The 17,496-nt window shown below is 56.1% G+C and carries 17 protein-coding genes; 16 read left to right on the forward strand and 1 reads right to left on the reverse strand.

What is annotated here, in order from left to right:
- Nucleotides 1-6 precede the first annotated feature (6 nt).
- The 5 genes from tagF (at nt 7) to BEI65_RS19230 (ending at nt 4,681) form a co-directional block, all read left to right on the forward strand.
- Entirely contained in the window at nt 7-726 is a 720-nt protein-coding gene (gene tagF, locus BEI65_RS19210) for a type VI secretion system-associated protein TagF (RefSeq protein WP_099064669.1), read from the forward strand.
- 23 nt (nt 727-749) lie between these two features.
- Nucleotides 750-1,775 (forward strand): type VI secretion system protein TssA, encoded by a 1,026-nt coding sequence (gene tssA / locus BEI65_RS19215; protein ID WP_099064670.1) that lies wholly within the window; start codon nt 750-752, stop codon nt 1,773-1,775.
- Between the two features lie 104 nt (nt 1,776-1,879).
- Entirely contained in the window at nt 1,880-2,416 is a 537-nt protein-coding gene (tssB, locus tag BEI65_RS19220; protein WP_099064671.1) for a type VI secretion system contractile sheath small subunit, read from the forward strand.
- 3 nt (nt 2,417-2,419) lie between these two features.
- On the forward strand, nt 2,420-3,925 hold the full coding sequence (gene tssC / locus BEI65_RS19225; RefSeq protein WP_085117362.1) for a type VI secretion system contractile sheath large subunit: 1,506 nt from the start codon (nt 2,420-2,422) through the stop codon (nt 3,923-3,925).
- A gap of 87 nt (nt 3,926-4,012) precedes the next feature.
- Nucleotides 4,013-4,681 carry a hypothetical protein gene (locus BEI65_RS19230; RefSeq protein ID WP_232519122.1) on the forward strand — a complete coding sequence of 223 codons (669 nt, stop codon included), beginning with the start codon at nt 4,013-4,015 and terminating at the stop codon, nt 4,679-4,681.
- Nucleotides 4,682-4,882: 201 nt separating this feature from the next.
- Here BEI65_RS19230 and BEI65_RS19240 read toward each other — a convergent pair whose 3' ends face one another.
- On the reverse strand, nt 4,883-5,167 hold the full coding sequence (locus tag BEI65_RS19240; protein ID WP_099064674.1) for a hypothetical protein: 285 nt from the start codon (nt 5,165-5,167) through the stop codon (nt 4,883-4,885).
- A 202-nt stretch (nt 5,168-5,369) separates the two neighbouring features.
- On the opposite strand from BEI65_RS19240, the gene BEI65_RS19245 reads away from it, so the two are divergent.
- The 11 genes from BEI65_RS19245 to tssH all read left to right on the forward strand — a co-directional run bounded on the left by BEI65_RS19245 (nt 5,370) and on the right by tssH (nt 17,453).
- Entirely contained in the window at nt 5,370-5,852 is a 483-nt protein-coding gene (locus BEI65_RS19245) for a type VI secretion system tube protein Hcp (RefSeq protein WP_012145727.1), read from the forward strand.
- A gap of 94 nt (nt 5,853-5,946) precedes the next feature.
- On the forward strand, nt 5,947-6,312 hold the full coding sequence (locus tag BEI65_RS19250; protein ID WP_099064812.1) for a T6SS amidase immunity protein Tai4 family protein: 366 nt from the start codon (nt 5,947-5,949) through the stop codon (nt 6,310-6,312).
- Nucleotides 6,296-6,685: a T6SS amidase immunity protein Tai4 family protein gene (locus tag BEI65_RS19255; protein WP_369804771.1), complete on the forward strand. Its 390-nt coding sequence runs from the start codon at nt 6,296-6,298 to the stop codon at nt 6,683-6,685. Before BEI65_RS19250 ends, BEI65_RS19255 begins: the two co-directional genes overlap by 17 nt.
- 152 nt (nt 6,686-6,837) lie before the next feature.
- A complete protein-coding gene (gene tagH, locus BEI65_RS19260; protein ID WP_099064676.1) occupies nt 6,838-8,568 on the forward strand; it encodes a type VI secretion system-associated FHA domain protein TagH in 1,731 nt (576 codons plus the stop codon).
- Nucleotides 8,568-9,341, forward strand: a complete 774-nt coding sequence (locus BEI65_RS19265) for a PP2C family serine/threonine-protein phosphatase (protein WP_099064677.1) — start codon at nt 8,568-8,570, stop codon at nt 9,339-9,341. Before tagH ends, BEI65_RS19265 begins: the two co-directional genes overlap by 1 nt.
- Before the next feature lie 30 nt (nt 9,342-9,371).
- Complete coding sequence (locus tag BEI65_RS19270; protein WP_099064678.1) at nt 9,372-10,358, forward strand: type VI secretion system-associated protein; 987 nt, start codon at nt 9,372-9,374, stop codon at nt 10,356-10,358.
- 17 nt (nt 10,359-10,375) lie between these two features.
- Nucleotides 10,376-11,191, forward strand: a complete 816-nt coding sequence (locus BEI65_RS19275) for a type VI secretion system accessory protein TagJ (protein WP_304528421.1) — start codon at nt 10,376-10,378, stop codon at nt 11,189-11,191.
- Between the two features lie 2 nt (nt 11,192-11,193).
- Nucleotides 11,194-11,769 (forward strand): type VI secretion system baseplate subunit TssE, encoded by a 576-nt coding sequence (locus BEI65_RS19280; RefSeq protein WP_099064680.1) that lies wholly within the window; start codon nt 11,194-11,196, stop codon nt 11,767-11,769.
- 4 nt (nt 11,770-11,773) lie between these two features.
- Nucleotides 11,774-13,660, forward strand: coding sequence for a type VI secretion system baseplate subunit TssF (tssF, locus tag BEI65_RS19285; protein WP_099064681.1), 1,887 nt, complete (start codon nt 11,774-11,776; stop codon nt 13,658-13,660).
- Nucleotides 13,657-14,730 carry a type VI secretion system baseplate subunit TssG gene (gene tssG, locus BEI65_RS19290; protein ID WP_099064682.1) on the forward strand — a complete coding sequence of 358 codons (1,074 nt, stop codon included), beginning with the start codon at nt 13,657-13,659 and terminating at the stop codon, nt 14,728-14,730. Before tssF ends, tssG begins: the two co-directional genes overlap by 4 nt.
- Before the next feature lie 56 nt (nt 14,731-14,786).
- Nucleotides 14,787-17,453 carry a type VI secretion system ATPase TssH gene (gene tssH, locus BEI65_RS19295; protein ID WP_099064683.1) on the forward strand — a complete coding sequence of 889 codons (2,667 nt, stop codon included), beginning with the start codon at nt 14,787-14,789 and terminating at the stop codon, nt 17,451-17,453.
- The last annotated feature ends 43 nt before the right edge of the window (nt 17,454-17,496 follow it).

Below are 17,496 nucleotides of genomic sequence, written 5' to 3' on the forward strand. Positions count from 1 at the left end.
AAGATGATGAGCAATGACCCGAGCCCGACCACAAGCATTGGCTGGTATGGCAAGATCCCTTCCGCCGGAGACTTCCTGCAGCGTCGCCTACCCGACCTGGTGGTCAATAATTGGGCCCACTGGTTTCACAACGGTTTGGTGAACCTGCAACGCAATCCACCGGGGCCGAACGGCCACCCTTTCAGCAACGCCCCGGTATGGAATTTCGTCATTCCGGCCACGCTCGGCAGCCAGTATGTCCAAATGGGCTGCCTGCTGCCCGCCCGTGATCGGGTGGGTCGTCATTACCCAATCTGTGCTCTGCGCCTGTTCTGCCAGCAAGACTGGCGAATGCAGCAATTGAACATGGCGGCAGAATGGTACAACCAGCTCGGGCATCGGTTACTGAATGGCGTGCGCAATGGTTTTTCTGCCGAGCAACTCGACCGTTCGTTGCTGGAGATCCCTGTTCTTGCCAGCCCACCCGTTGAGACAGATTCCGAGATCCTGTCGATCATCGGTTTCCAACATCCGGACGTGCCCGGCCTCGGCTGGCAACAGGCGGCCGACTGCTTCGACCCGGCGCAGTACACCAGTTTCTGGTGGACCAACCAGGCCGATGGGCATCCGCTCTATACCCATGTGCACAGCGGCAACCTTACCGTGCAACTGTTCTCTCTGCTGTTTGAACCCAATGGCTGGGCACGCCCCGGTCGTGGCGGTCACTATCCGCAGATGTTTGATTAACCTCGCCTGTTGAAGGAAATTTTATGGCTATCGACACCCTGTTAGCCCCGGTTGACGCAGAAAATCCCTGCGGCGAAAACCTGGAGTACGACACCGATTTTCTGGCGATGGAGCAGGCTGCCACCGGTAAGAGTGAGCAGCAGTTCGGCAGCACCATTATCCCGGCAGAAGCACCGGACTGGGTGCAGGTTGAACGACTCGCGACCACGTTGCTGACGCGCACCAAAGATTTACGGGTGATGCTGTGTCTGACCCGCGCCTGGACGCAACTGCGCGGGCTACGGGGTTACGCCGACGGCCTGATGCTGATCCATCAGGCGCTGGATCGCTACTGGGATGCATTGTTGCCACTGCTGGAATTCGACGGCGAGGCCGACCCGCTGTTTCGCATCAACGTGCTGGCCGATCTCGGCGATAAAGCCACGCTGACCGCCAGCGTGCGCGCCGCGCCGCTGCTGAAAGGGGCCGCTGGTGAAATCTCACTGCGTGATGCCGGGGCGCTACTCGACGGCAGCAAGCTGGAGTGCCCTAATTTCCCCGGCGGCCGAGCGCGCCTGCAGGACGAACTGTCGCAACCGGACCGCCCGGAAGCGCAGTTGGTGGTGCACATCGCCGAAACCCTCGGTGCTATCCGCGCGACGGTCATCCGCCATTTGGGGGAAAGCGCCCTGCCGGAAATGCACAACCTGACCAAAATCTTTGCCCTGGTCGCTCAGTTCGGTCAGGACATCGCCCCGGTTACCGAAATGGCCGAACAGCCGGCTGACGTTGCCGCCCAACCCACAAACGCAGCCACAGCGCCATCGGGTGCCACGCTCAATTGGCGCAGTGCACAGATTCAGTCGCGCGATGACGCCCAACTGATGCTGGACAAGGTAAAAAGCTATTTTCGTCTTCATGAGCCAAGCCACCCGGCACCGCTGATGATCGACCGGGTACAACGGCTAATTGCACTGGACTTTATGCAAATTATCCGCGATTTGGCGCCCGATGGTCTTAACCAACTGGAGACCATTCTCGGTCGTCCCGATAACGAGGAGAACAACTAGCCGCCGATCCCTTTGTTCTCTTAACGATAGTCATACCTGCATTTGAACCTGACTCTCCAAGCCGGAAGAGGCGCGTTCCCAATCGCCATAAGATGGAGTAAATCATGCCAAACTCGAAATCCCGCAGCGGGCAGAAATTTATCGCCCGCAACCGCGCACCGCGCGTACAGATTGAATACGATGTCGAAATTTATGGCGCAGAGCGCAAAATCCAGTTGCCGTTCGTGATGGGCGTAATGGCCGATCTGGTAGGGAAATCGGTTGATCCGCAACCGAGCGTTGATGAGCGCAAGTTCCTGGAGATCGACATCGATAACTTCGATGAGCGCATGAAATCGCTAAAACCGCGCGTGGCCTATCAGGTTGACAACACCCTGACCGGCGAAGGCAAGCTGAACATCGACCTGACTTTCGAAAGCATGGAAGACTTCTCCCCTGCCGCGATCGCCCGCAAGGTTGACGCGCTGGACAACCTGCTGGATGCCCGTACTCAGCTTTCCAACCTGCTGTCTTATATGGACGGTAAAAACGGTGCCGAAGAGCTGATCTCGAAGATCTTGCAAAACCCGGCGTTGCTGCAATCCCTGACCGATGCGCCGAAACCGGCTGCAGAAGACGACAACAATCAGCGTGAGGATTAATTGATGAGCAACTCGCCTCAGCAACAAAAAGCGCTGCAGACCACCGAAAGCTTCTCCAGTGATGAATTCAGTGCGCTGCTGAACAAAGAATTTCGGCCTAAGACCGACCAGGCCAAGGAAGCGGTTGAAAATGCGGTAAAAACCCTGGCGCAGCAGGCGCTGGAAAATACCGTCACCGTCTCCTCTGACGCCTACCGCACCATTCAGGCGCTGATCGCCGAAATCGACGAAAAGCTGTCGCAGCAGGTTAACCAGATTATCCACCACGCCGAATTCCAGAAGCTGGAAGGCGCCTGGCACGGCCTGCACTATCTGGTCAACAACTCCGAAACCGACGAAATGCTGAAAATCCGCTTTATGAGCATTTCCAAGCAGGAGCTGGGCCGCACGCTGAAACGCCATAAAGGCGTGGGTTGGGACCAGAGCCCCATCTTCAAGAAGGTGTACGAGGAAGAGTACGGCCAGTTCGGTGGCGAGCCGTTCGGTTGTCTGGTGGGAGATTACTACTTCGATCACAGCCCGCAGGACGTAGAGCTGTTGGGTGAGATGGCGAAAATCAGTGCCGCCTCCCACTGCCCGTTCATCGCCGGTACCGCACCGAGCGTGATGCAGATGGAGTCCTGGCAGGAGCTGTCCAACCCGCGCGATCTGACCAAGATTTTCCAAAATACCGAATACGCCGCCTGGCGCAGCCTGCGTGAATCGGAAGATGCCCGCTATCTGGGCCTGGTGATGCCACGCTTCCTGGCGCGCCTGCCCTATGGCATTCGTACCAATCCGGTCGACGAATTTGACTTCGAGGAAGAAACCGACGGTGCCAACCACGGTAACTACACCTGGACCAACGCCGCCTATGCCATGGCCGCCAACATCAACCGCTCGTTCAAAGAGTTTGGCTGGTGTACTGCGATCCGTGGGGTGGAATCCGGCGGTGCGGTAGAGAATCTGCCGTGCCACACCTTCCCGAGCGACGACGGCGGCGTGGATATGAAGTGCCCAACCGAAATCGCCATCAGCGATCGCCGCGAGGCCGAACTGGCCAAGAACGGCTTCATGCCGCTGGTGCACCGGAAAAACTCCGACTTTGCCGCCTTTATCGGTGCCCAGTCGTTGCAGAAGCCGGCGGAATACTACGACGCCGATGCCTCAGCCAACGCTCAGCTCTCCGCCCGCTTACCGTACCTGTTCGCCTGCTGCCGCTTCGCGCATTACCTGAAGTGCATCGTCCGCGACAAGATCGGTTCTTTCCGCGAGCGTGACGATATGGAACGCTGGTTAAACGACTGGATCATGAACTACGTGGATGGCGACCCGGCCAACTCCTCGCAGGAAACCAAGTCGCGTAAACCGCTGGCCGCGGCGGAAGTGCAGGTGGAGGAGATAGAAGACAACCCGGGCTACTACAGCGCCAAGTTCTTCCTGCGCCCACATTACCAATTGGAAGGCTTGACCGTCTCCCTGCGTCTGGTATCGAAGCTGCCTTCACTGAAGCAGAACGACGCATCCTGATGTGCTGAAAGTCAGGCCGTGGAAACACGGCCTGACTGATCTGAATTTTTTATAACAATAATCTAATAACGTTAATAGTAGGGACCAATGATGGCAACCAGCTCACCAAGAGAAATTGCCGATGGCATGCTGAAAATTTTCGATACACGGAAGAAAAGTAACGCTGAAATCTTTGCCAAGAGTGCCGTCAGTGGATTTATAGAGATCCCAGAAGATTTATGGATGCTTACCAGAGATTTTTTTGACTCAGACAATCGTTGGCGCAATCAAACGGACCGAATTCGATTAATCACACTGATAAAAAAGGGTTTAACTTCAGAAGATGTTCGACGCTTACTTAACATTGTGATCAGAAAATACCTCACAGGGTTAACAGAAGAACAATCTAAAGATTTGTTGTTGAAAAAGGCAGGTCGTACATCAGGTAATATGGCATTTAAAATGGTCTTCGTTAATGAATTAATTTCTTTGTTTGTATCGAAAATCATCCCTCGTTTTTTGGTTTCCGCTGGCATGACAGGGGTTTTAAGTATTGGCGCATCAGTTTCACGTTCTATTTATTCATCGTACGAACTTAGAAAATTAAATCAAAATATCTATAACGAGCTAAGAGCTGCCGGGGATTTAGATCTACTTTACTTTCTGGTTGACGATAATATAAAACCATTCATTGATGCAATAAACTATCAAGGCTCGCACGGTGCTTACGACAAACAAATATTTGATCGCTTTTTAGCGGGAGTGCCACGTGATTGAAAAAACCATCAAATACTCACTGGTATACATATTAATTTTCATCTCCTCAGTGACTTTTTTTTCAACCTTAGGCTACTACATCCTTGTCTTTGACTGGAAGAGTGAAAATTCCAGCTTGGCGATAAACACTGGAATGTTACTGCTATTAGTCCTCACATCTATCGCCATTTATTACATTGCGGAAAAAATAAAATCAAAAATTTAATTTTTTTTGTAAAACTTACAAGCAAATAAAAAAATAGCAACCATAACTATAAAGAAGAGTGTTTTACCAAAAATAACCCCAATAGAACTTCCGGTCAAAGACTCATATACCAGAACATAGTAAGCAGAACGAATGACATCAATAAGTGCATAAACACCAATGATGAACGAGGCGGTTAAAAGTACTACAGCGATAATTTTTTTCATTTTCAACCTTTTTAAAATCACAAAGCCAATCATGGGAAGTGATTCTAGTGTAACGGGTAGATTAATGTCTAGCATTTCATCCGTGCTTTGTGGTTAACCTATTCGAAACGGGAATCTTATATCATCGTTTCGAGTTTCACTGAACTATGGAAGTAGTTCACGCCGAGGCAGAGGTAAAATATGGACGATTTTATTCGGCCCCATGCTTTCCTGTTTGCCATATAAGTGCTTTTTCGAAAGCAGCAATGTTATTTATCCCTAAAAAAGAGTAGATACTATGGCTATTGATATGTTCCTGAAAGTTGAAGGTGCCAGCGGTGAATCTAAAGATTCAAATCACAAAGGCTGGACCGACATTACTTCTTTCTCCTGGGGCGCTTCTCAACCAGGCAACATGAGCGTGGGTGGTGGCGGCGGTGCCGGTAAGGTTTGCTTTAACGATCTGCATGTCAATGCGCTGGTCGACAAATCAACCCCGGCGCTGCTGAAACACTGCTCCAGCGGTAAACACCTGACCAAGATTGAACTGTCAGTCTGTAAAGCCGGTGGCAGCCAGGTTGAATACGTCAAAATCACCCTGGACGACGTACTGGTCACTGCCGTGCAATACACCGGTGCCGGCGGTGAAGACACCGTGGGCGTGACTTACTCGTTCCAGGCATCGAAAGTGAAACAGCAGTACTGGGAGCAGAGCGATAAAGGCGGCAAAGGCGCAGAAAGCAGCGCAGGTTGGAATATCAAGGAAAACCGCGAAGCTTAATCTGTTTCCCCCGGTTCCGGCCGGGGGTCTTCAAACATACTGATAAGGAGAATGGATCATTCGTACCTGAAGTTGTCTCACTATGGATATTAAAATGAAAAATTCACACGCTGCCTTCATTCTTTTATTTTTACCAACATCTTTACTTGCAGGGAATATTAAAATAGAAAATCTTCCACAAGAGACAATATATAATAACTGGTTGGTTAGCCGATGCATTGGAAAATCCACCGACTCCGAAAAGACCCGTGAAGATGCATTCCGCTCAGCCAGCGCCTATTTGGAGTTCAGCAAGTTACCTATTGATGCTTTCGACAAGGGGGAGGAATTGGTTAGTCAAACTTTGCAGAAACACTCGCAGGGTTCGGTTAAGGGGAGCTACCATACAATGGAATGCCTCTCACTTCCTCAATCCGCAGAAGCCAAAATTATTTTCAAAAAATATGAAAAAAATGAATAGGCAGGCAAGGCTGAGATTGTTGCTCATAATTACAAGCTTAATAGCATCCCCTTCAGGGCTTGCTCAGTTTAAGCAAATGTATAGCCCAGAGTCACAGCTTGAAAACTACGCACTCAGCGTCTGTATTGCCGAAGGCTATTCAGCAGCAGAGGTGAAAAATGACGCCGCGGCCGCCGCTCGAGGTTATACCGAGTTTGGTAATTACTCCCTTGAAGCGCATACCGCAGTTCGTAATCTCGCTAAACAGTTTTTAGCACGTCAATACGACAGCATGTCGGGCGAACCGATGACGATGGCAAAATGTATCGACCTTTACCATAGCCAGGAACTAAAACAAATAATCAGCAAGTACAAAGATAAAGATGACAACTAGGTTTTATAACTGACCTCAAATCCCAATTGGCCTTTAAATATTTGAAAAAAACCACAGCATAAACTGGCTTACCAAAATAACCGCCGATTTTGGTAAGCCAGACACCGAAATAATAATTAACTGCAATATCTCCTAATCAGCAGGAATGCCTTATGCGATTTTCTATTGTGAAAAATAAAAGTGGCCAGGTTGCGCCACAGAGTAGCTGCGACTTTTTGCCGCCCGGCGGCACCATTGGCCGTAGCGTGGACAACAACCTGGTGCTGCCGGACGAAGAGCGCGCCATCTCCCGGCTGCAGGCGATCGTACATATTTCTGCTGACGGCGAATGCCGCGTGACCAACCGCGGTAACGTCACCCGTGTGCTGCTGAACGATATCCCGCTGGAGCGTGGCCGTCAGGTCGAACTGCAGGATGGGGACATTCTCGGCATCGACGATTACCAGATCCAGGTCACCTCCTTACAGCAAGCGGCTGCACCGCAGGCTCAACCGGCAGTGAAAACCGCCGACACCGCGCCAGTGACTACGCCGGTCGCCAAAGAAAAATCGGCTGCCCCCATCCCGAATGAGATCTGGGACAGCCTGGTAGAAGAGTTCACGCCAGCCGCAGCGGTAAATCCGCGCCCGGCTCCCGTCATTAATCAGGACAGCCATCCGCTGCTGGAAACCCCGGAACCTGAGATGAACCCGGCCGATCCGCTGGCGCAATTGGCAGGCGGTGTCGAACTACGTCAACTGCAGTCGCAGCAAACCGATCCGGCTATGTTGTTCAACACCGACACCACCTTCGAACGCGATCCAATTTTGGCCGATACCACCCCGAGTGCGCTATTGGCCGAACAGCGTCCGACCACCAGCCAAGCTGCGCCGATCAAACCCGCTGAGCTGAAAAAAAATGAGCAGGAGCTCGATCCGTTGGCGTTGTTTGGCGGTTCTTCCACTCCCGCATCGCCGGAGGCATTAAACAGCAACGATCCCCTCGGTCTGCTGATGGGCAGTGCCGTCCCTCTGACACAGCCGGAGGTACCCCAGCCACCGTTGCAACAGCCGGCAATGGTAGCTCGCGAGGAAACACCTCAACCCAAAGCCACGCCGCAGCCGGTCGCACAGCCAACGCCGCTACCGCAACCAGAGCCACAATATTCCCCCCCGGTTCAGCCAACCACCGCTCAGCCGCGTCCGCGTCCGGCCAACCGCCTGGGTATCGATCCGATCGCCTATCAGTCCGCACGCACTCAACATGGTTCAGTAACTAGCGGCGAACGGTTGGAAGGCCCCCTGTTGGCGGCACTCCTGCAAGGGGTCGGTCTGGATGATCTACAGCCACAGCCGCACTTTGATGAGCAACAGCTCCGTCAGGCCGGTCGGTTGCTGAGCCTGTTTTCTCAGGGCACCGTCGCTCTGCTGTCTTCACGCTCGATCCTTAAGCGTGGCGTGAAGGCCGAGATGACCATGATCCTCGATGAGGCCAATAACCCATTCAAACTGCTGCCTTCGGGCAAGACGGTGTTGATGCAGATGTTCGGCAGCAAAATGCCGGGGTTTATGCCGCCAGAACAGGCGGTACGTGACGCGCTGATCGACCTGCAGGCACACCAGCTAGGCATGATCGCCGGTATTCGCGCCATCATCGCCGCCATGTTGCAGTCGTTCAACCCGGATCGTCTCGAAGAAGAAGCGCGTAAGGAAGGTGCGGCCCCTCGCCTGTCGCTGCCCGCCAGCCGCAAGGCGGCCCTGTGGGATTACTTCGTAAAAAGCTATCAGCAGACCTCTGGCGAAATCGAGGACGACTTCCACACCCTGTTCGGCGAAGCCTTCCTGCACGCCTATGACGTTGAAGTGAATCAATATAAAGACTCACAGACCCAACCGGATGCGTAATGAATATCACTATAGCCTCTACCTCCAATCAGGGCGGCCGCGCCTCTAATCAGGATCAGACCGGCGAAGTGGTCGGCAACCGCGCAGCCTGTTTCGTGGTTTGTGACGGCATCGCCGGTTTTCCCGGCGGGGACATCGCCGCCAAGCTGGCACACGACACCATCCTGCAAAACTTCGACGGTGAAAAGCACCTGAACGCCCAGAGCATTCGCCAACACATTTCCAGTGCCAATGCCGCCATCCACCAGCAGCAGCGACAGGCGCATGAGTACAGCAAGATGGGCACCACGCTGGTCAGCCTGTTTATCGATCGTGATTACCAACTGGCCTATTGGGCGCACGCCGGTGACAGTCGTCTGTACCTGTTCCGCCGCGGCTATTTGTATTCGGTCACCACCGACCACAGCCTGATCCAGCAAATGCAGGACGCCGGCTACCAGACCAGCGGCATCAACAGCAATTTGCTGTATTTCGCTCTGGGCCTGAATGAAGAGCGCGACGCCACCTACAGCGACGTGTTGCAACTGGAAGATGGCGACGTCTTTCTGCTGTGCACCGACGGCTTTTGGCACAGTTTTACCCAGTCGGAACTGGAGCAATCGCTGCATATGGTCAACTCCCCCAGCGAGTGGATTGCCCTGATGGAGCAAGCATGGAAGAAAAATAATAACAGCGATAACTACAGCGCTATCGCCGTCTGGATTGGCTCACCGCAGGAAACCACCCTGCTGCATTCGCTGGCGGATGCAGAGCGGTTTTTGTCCCGCGACTGAGTCAGGTACACATTTACAGCAAGGTTCCCTATGAAATACTGGATGCCCGGATTTATCGCCCTGATGGCGATACCGGCCGCGCAGGCGGCGAATTATCGCTTGGTCTACTCCCCCAGCCAGAAGCTGGAGGTGTTTATCGACGACGTCAAAAATAGCCAACCAGCCAGTTGGTGCAGCAAAACCATCCCGCTGCGCATCGTTTCGGCGCAGAGCAAAGATCCCGCCGTGCTGGATGACTTCCTGCCCCGCGTCGGCAATCTGCTGGCCAAGCAATGCGCCAGGGCCAGCCAACTGCCCTGGACGCTGACCGACAAGCGCGGTGAAAAACTGGCGTCTGGCGAAGCCAGCAAGGTACGGGGCTGGAAGCCGGTGCAAAAACAGCAGGCCGTCGAGCCGATGACTCCCCCAGCGCCGGTGATCCCGGCTGCCGTGGCAATCACCTCGCCGCAGGCAGACAGCGCACCGGTACCCCAATTTGACCTGCCGCAAGGCTGTCATTTCCGCACCTACTGGAACGAAGAAACCAACGGCAGCGCGCTGTTCATCCCGAGCGGCGACGCACTGCGCTGTGGTGAGGACGGCGGGTTAAACGGCAATAGCAGCGTGACACTGCAGCAAAATGGCAAAACCGCTTCGCCGGCGCTGTCGTTCTACCAGGGCTACCCGCTGGTGAAGATCAACGTCGGCGATCACCCCTTGAGCGTGATCAGTGCCAACGTGCAGCGGCTGGTGCTCGGCGCCAACCCGCAGGCTCCGGGCAGTTTCCTGCTGCTACCTTTCGCACCGCAGCTGCACGCCTGGTCGTTTAATGGCGAAGTGATCGTCGAAATGCCCCGTGAACAAGCCGCAGACACCAACAAAATCAAACAGCGCATTGAACAGGTACAACGTGCCTGGCAGCCGCTGCTGACCCACCCGGCCACGCCGCTGAGTTTCAAACTGGTGGAAAAGCTGGCCGGCGATCGGGTCGATCCTGCCAGTGGCAGCTACCTGTCGGTTAACGACGCCACTCACTGATTATTAAGGAAAGCCCCGTGAAATCATTAGCAAACATGTTGCAAGGCGGCTCGGTCAGCGCGGCTATCGGCGCAGTGGAAAGTGAAATTAAAGCGCGACCGGCGGATGCCGATCTACGTGCGGCGCTGGTGCAACTGCTGTGCATCAGCGGTAACTGGCAGCGCGCCAACGCGCAACTGAAATCCTGGCAGGCTCTGAAGCCGATCGCCCAGCCGACCACTTTGCTGTTAATGCAATCGGTCAATGCGGAACAGCAGCGCCAGGTGGTGTTCGCCGGCGAGGCAGCCCCCGCGCTGCTGCAAAAAAATCAGCCCTGGCTGCAACAGATGATCCAGGCGTTACGTCACGATGTCTTGGGTGAAACTGAACAGGCGCAGGCATTGCGCGATAGCGCGCTGGAAGCGGCACCGGCCAGTGCCGGACAACTGACCCTGGATGAACAGCAACAGCCGGTGGCGTTTGACTGGCTGACCGACGGTGACGGCCGCCTCGGCCCGCTGTGCGAACTGGCATTGAACGGCACCTATTACTGGCTGCCCTTTGCCGATATCGCAGAAATTCAGTTCCAGGCACCGCAAAGCGCCATTGACCTGGTCTGGAGCCATGCACTGGTGCGGCTGAACGACGGTCGTGAACAGGTTTGCCAACTGCCTGCTCGCTATCCGCTGGCCGCAGACAGCGACGATGCCCTGTTGCTCGGCAAACGCACCGAGTGGCTCGCGCTGGGCGAGGGTCCGCACTACGCCGGACTGGGCCTGAAAACCTGGCTGAGCGAGAACGATGAGTTCCCGCTGCACAGCCTGCGCCACCTGAGTTTTAACGCGAGCGCCTAATCATGAACAGCAAGCGGCCAACCCAACATGATGATGGCGATCTGCGCCGTCAGGGCTATCGCGCCCGTCAGGACAGCGAGCGCCTGACGTCACGCGACAAAATGCAGCCGGTGCTGCTCGACATGCTGACCGACGACCAACCGCTGAAAAAACAGGAAGCGCAGGTGCGCAATCTGGTCTCGCACAGCGAACTGCGTCGCCGGGTGCTGCGTGACCTGCAGTGGCTGTTTAACTGCGTGAACAGCGAATCCAGTCTCGATTTGGGCGACTTCCCGCAGGTGCGGCGATCCACCCTGAACTATGGCATCGCCTCGCTGGCCGGCAAGCGCATGTCGGATATCGAATGGCAGGATATTCAGCAGGCGCTGACCGAGTCCATCCTCAATTTCGAACCACGCATCCTGCCCGATGGCTTGCAGGTGCGCTGCATTTCGGACACCGGCTCGCTGGAGCTGCACAACGTGTTATCGATTGAAATCAAGGGCCGCCTGTGGTGCGTGCCCTATCCGCTTGAGTTTCTGTTCCGTACCGACGTGGACCTGGAAAACGGCCACTTCGATCTGAAAGACATAGGGTAAGGCGATGGACAGTAAACTTTTAGATTATTACAACCGCGAGCTGGCCTATCTGCGCGAGATGGGCGCGGAATTCGCCGAGCAGTATCCGAAAGTGGCGGGCCGCCTCGGCATGCGTGGCATCGACGTGGCGGATCCTTATATCGAGCGTCTGATGGAGGGCTTCGCCTTTCTCACTTCGCGCGTGCAACTGAAGATGGACGCGGAGTTTCCACGTTTCTCCCAACGCCTGCTGGAGATTATCTACCCCAATTACCTGTCGCCGACGCCGTCGATGGCGATTGCCGAACTGCAACCGGACAGCAACAAAGGCGACATCAGCAACGGCTTTGTGGTGCCGCGCGGCACCATGATGGACAGCCAGTCGCTGAAAAAGAGCGGCATCACCTGCAGCTATACCACCGCGCACGACGTCACGCTGCAGCCTGTGCGGCTGAAAAGCGTCGAGCTGGGCGGCATTCCGGCTGATATCCCGTTGGCCAGCCTGGGGTTGCAGCACAACGGCTGTGTCAGCGCGTTGCGTATCCGGCTGGAATGTTATGACAGCGTCACGCTGAACAACCTGCAGTTAGACCAGTTGATGTTCTACCTCGCTGGCCCGGATTTGCAGGCGCAGCAACTGCTGGAACTGCTGATGCAGCACAGCGTCGGGCTGATTTGCCAGACGGTGGAAGCACAACCGCAGCGGAGAGTGCTGGCGCTGGATGGGTTACGCCAGGAAGGCTTTGCCGCCGATCAGGCACTGCTGCCGAACGATCTGCGCAACTTTGAAGGCTATCGCCTGCTACAGGAATATTTTGCCTTCCCGGCGCGCTTCCAGTTCTTCAGCGTCAACGGTATACGCCCGCTGTTGCAAAGCGTACGTGAAGGCAAAAAAACGCTGCGGCAGTTTGAGATCCTGGTGTTGCTTGACCGCCAGGATGCGGCGCTGGAACGGGTGATCGACGTCAGTCATTTGGCGCTGCACTGCACGCCGGTGATTAATCTGTTCCCCAAAGTCGCCGAACGCATCACTGTCAGCGAAAAAAGCCATGAATATCATCTGGTGGTCGATAATATTCGCCCACTTGATTATGAGGTGTTCTCTGTTCAACGGCTCGGCGGCAGCGCCAGCGAAAAACGCTATGAGCAGGAGTTTCGACCGTTTTACAGCACCCTGAGCGCGGATGACGGCAACTATGGCGCTTACTTTTCACTGCGCCGCGAACAGCGCACGCTGTCCGAACACGCCCGCCGCTACGGCACCCGCACCGGCTATGTCGGTTCGGAAGTGTTCGTCTCGCTGGTGGATGAACGGCAGTCACCCTGGCATAGCGACCTGAAATACCTCACCGCCGACGTGCTGTGCACCAGCCGCGATTTGCCGCTAATGCTGTTGCAACAGGATCAGGGCAATTTCGTGATGCCGGACTCGATCCCGATTAAACAGGTGTCGCTGAAAAAAGGCCCGACACCGCCGCGCCCGGCTCTGGCCGAAGGCATGATCACCTGGCGGCTGATCAGCCAGCTGCAACTGAACTACCTCAGCATGATGGACGGTGACCCGGAACAAGGTGCTGCCAGCCTGCGCCAGTTGCTCGGGCTGTACGGTAACCTGAGCGAACCGGCAATCACCAAGCAGATCCAGGGCGTGCGCCACTGTAACCTGCGCCCGGTTTACCGCCGCGTACCCGAGCCAGGCCCGATCGTATTCGCACGCGGCATCGCCATCGATCTGACCGTTGACGAGCAGTCGTTCTCCGGCAGCAGCCCCTACCTGTTGGGCAGCGTGCTGGAGCGGTTGTTCTCCCGACTGGTGGCGATGAACACCTTTACCGAAATGACGCTTTCCAGCCAACAACGCGGCGAGATCGCCCACTGGCAGGCGCGCATGGGCAAAAGGACGCTGATTTGAGCCCGCATCTCGCCGGGGCGGAACTGACGGCACCGCCACAGATTAATGCCTTGCACCGCCTGCCGGAGGATTTCTGGCTGCGGCTGAGCAATGCGCCTTATAAACACGATTTATTTCAGCTGCTGCGCCGCCTCGATGCTCAGGGCGGGCAAGCTTACCTGCTGGGCCGTGCCCCATTGCCACGCCATGAAATGCTGCGGTTGGGGCAAGAACCTTCTCTGTCGTTCGCCCCGTCGACGCTGGCACAGGTCAGCCCACGGCCGCAAAGTCCGTTACACGACGTTTCGATTTTCAGCTTTGGCCTGTTTGGTCCCAATGGGCCGCTGCCGCTGCACCTGACCGAATACGTGCGTGAACGGGTCCATCACCATCAGGACACCACCCTGCTGGCCTTTGCCAACCTGTTTCACCACCGGCTAACGCTATTGTTTTACCGCGCCTGGGCCGATGCACAACCCACGGTATCGCTGGATCGTCAGGATGACCGGCGTTTCGACCAATACCTTTCCAGCCTGATTGGCATCGGCCAACCGGCGCAACAACAACGCGACAGTATCAATGCCCACGCCAAGCATTTTATGGCCGGTCATCTGATTCGCCACAGCCGCGATCCGGAAGGGTTAAGCAAAATCTTGCAGCAGTACTTCAAGGTACCGGTGCGCATCGTGGAAAACGTACCGCACTGGCTGCGGGTAGAACCACGCGAACAGGCTCGCCTCAAGGCGGGTCGCGGTGCCCCCCGGCTGGGAGAATCCTCGTTCCTTGGCATTGCAGTGCGCGATATTCAACACAAGTTCCGCATCGAACTGGGGCCAATGTCACAACAAAACTATGAGCGTTTTCTGCCCGGTGCCGAACTGTGCCGTCAGTTGCGTGATTGGGTGCGCCAATATCTGGGCATCGAGTTTGTTTGGGAACTGCGGCTGATTCTGGCGAAAGATCAGCTCAGCGGCACCCAACTCGGCGGTACTCAGCGCCTGGGATTAAGCAGTTGGTTGGAAGACGCCCGCCACCAACGCGACCTTGACGATCTGATCTTCAGCCCCGAACCGCTGGAAAACCCGTTCTGACTTTATTCTGGCCGGAGCCATACAGCGCTCCGCCACTCTGAGACCTGAGGAAAACCATGTCTGAAATCAGCCGCTCGGTATTATTTGGCAAACTGGATAGCCTGTTATTCACCTCTCTGGAAAGTGCGACGGCGTTTTGCAAGCTGCGCGGTAACCCTTACGTTGAGCTGGTGCACTGGCTGCATCAACTGATGCAGGCACCGGATGCGGACCTGCAACAGGTGATCCGCCACTTTGCACTGGATGAGGCGCAACTGGCGCGCGATATCGTCGAGGCGCTGGACCGTCTGCCGCGGGGTGCCAGCGCGATTTCCGATCTGTCCGAGCATATCGACAGCGCCGTAGAGCGTGCCTGGGTTTATGGTTCGCTGAAGTTCGGTGCCACACAGATCCGCGGCGGCCATCTGCTGCTTGGCATCCTGAAAACCTACAGCCTGCGCCACCTGCTGAAGGCCATCTCCGCACAGTTTGAACACATCAACGCCGATTTGCTGATGGAGCAATTTGCCACCATCACCGCCCACTCGGCAGAAAACAACCTGACGCCGAGCGCCCAGGCCGAGACTACCCCGACGGCGGCGCAAAGCGGCGGCAGCGTGCTGGCGCAATATGCTCAGGATTTGACCGCCAGGGCGCGCAACGGCGAGATTGACCCGGTGACCGGGCGTGACGAAGAAATCCGCCAGATTGTCGATATTCTGATGCGTCGCCGCCAGAACAACCCGCTGCTGACCGGTGAGGCCGGAGTCGGCAAAACCGCCGTGGTCGAAGGGCTGGCGCTGCGTATTGTGGCCGGTGACGTCCCGCCGCAGTTGCGCGATGTTCAGCTTTATCTACTGGATATCGGCATGTTGCAGGCCGGAGCCGGGGTTAAGGGCGAGTTCGAAAAACGTCTGCAGACGGTGATTGATGAAGTTCAATCCAGTTCGACTCCCATCATTTTGTTTATCGACGAAATCCATACGCTGATCGGTGCCGGTGGCGCACAGGGCACCGGTGATGCCGCCAACCTGTTGAAACCGGCGCTGGCACGCGGCCAGTTGCGCACCGTTGGTGCCACCACCTGGTCGGAATACAAAAAATACATTGAGAAAGACCCGGCGCTGACCCGCCGTTTCCAGGTAGTGCAGGTGCATGAGCCGAGCGAAGACAAGGCGTTGTTGATGCTGCGCAGCACCGTCAGCCCGCTGGAGCAACACCACCGCGTGCTGCTGCTGGATGAGGCGGTCGACGCCGCCGTGCGTCTGTCGCATCGCTACATTCCGGCCCGCCAGTTACCGGACAAGGCCGTAGCGCTGCTGGACACCGCTTGTGCACGCGTCGCGGTCAGTCAACATGCGGAACCCGCACAGGTGGAAGACTGCCGCCACCGCATTGAAGCATTACAGATTGAATTGGAGATCGCCCAGCGCGAAACCAAGGTCGGCATCGGCAATCCGCAGCGCCCGCAGGATATCGAAGCTCAGTTGGCGCTGTTGCAACAGCAACTGGAACAGCTCACTACCCGCTGGCAGGATGAGCTGGCGCTGATCCAACAGATCATCGATCTGCGTGCCGAACTGCACGGGGAAGACGCTGTAGCTGAGCCAACTGACGAGGCCACAACAGATGAATCACCAACCGTCCCAACTGCCGAAGAACTGCGCGCCCGGTTGGCGCAATTGCAGCAACAACTGAGCGAGTTGCAGGGTGAGGCTCCGCTGATTTTCGCCGCTGTCGATGCCAACGTGGTAGCCGCAGTGGTATCCGACTGGACAGGTATCCCACTGGGTCGCATGGTCAAAAATGAGATTGACGCGGTACTGCAACTGGCGGATACGCTCAACCAACGGGTTATCGGCCAGCGACATGCGTTGGATCTGATCGCCCGCCGGGTACGTACCTCTCGGGCACGGCTGGACGATCCGAACAAGCCGGTCGGGGTCTTCCTGTTGGCAGGTCCCTCCGGCGTCGGGAAGACCGAAACCGCGCTGGCGCTGGCGGAAACGCTGTACGGCGGCGAGCAGAACGTGATTACCATCAACATGAGCGAGTTCCAGGAGTCGCATACCGTTTCAACGCTGAAAGGCGCCCCGCCAGGCTATGTCGGCTACGGCGAGGGGGGCGTGCTGACCGAAGCGGTACGCCGTCGCCCTTACAGCGTGGTGCTGCTGGACGAAATAGAAAAAGCCCATCCGGATGTACACGAGATCTTCTTCCAGGTGTTCGATAAAGGCTGGATGGAAGACGGCGAAGGCCGCCATATCGATTTCCGTAACACCATCATTATTCTGACCTCTAACGTCGGTACCGATCTGATCGCCGGACTGTGCAGCGATGCGGATCTGATGCCGGAACCGGAGGCGCTGAGCGGTGCCCTGCGCGAACCGCTGCTGTCGGTGTTCCCGGCGGCGCTGCTTGGCCGCCTGCTGGTGGTGCCTTACTACCCGCTGACCGATGCCACGCTGGGCAACATCGTGCGGCTGCAACTGGGACGGGTACAACGCCGGCTGGCGGAAAACCACGATATCGTCTGTACCTTCGACGACGCGGTGATCGAGCAAATCGTCAGCCGCTGTACCGAAGTGGAGTCCGGCGGCCGTATGGTCGACGCCATTCTGACCAACAATCTGCTGCCGCAGATCAGCCACACCTTACTGACCGGCAGCGCCAACGATCAGCGTTATCGCCAACTGCATATCGCGCTACAGCAAAACGAATTTATTTGTCAATTTCAGGCATAACGCCGCGGCCGCCGGCACGGCGGCCATTGTTCACAGAGAGTCA

The organism is Serratia sp. BW106, assembly GCF_002607755.1.
Lineage (GTDB): Bacteria > Pseudomonadota > Gammaproteobacteria > Enterobacterales > Enterobacteriaceae > Serratia > Serratia proteamaculans.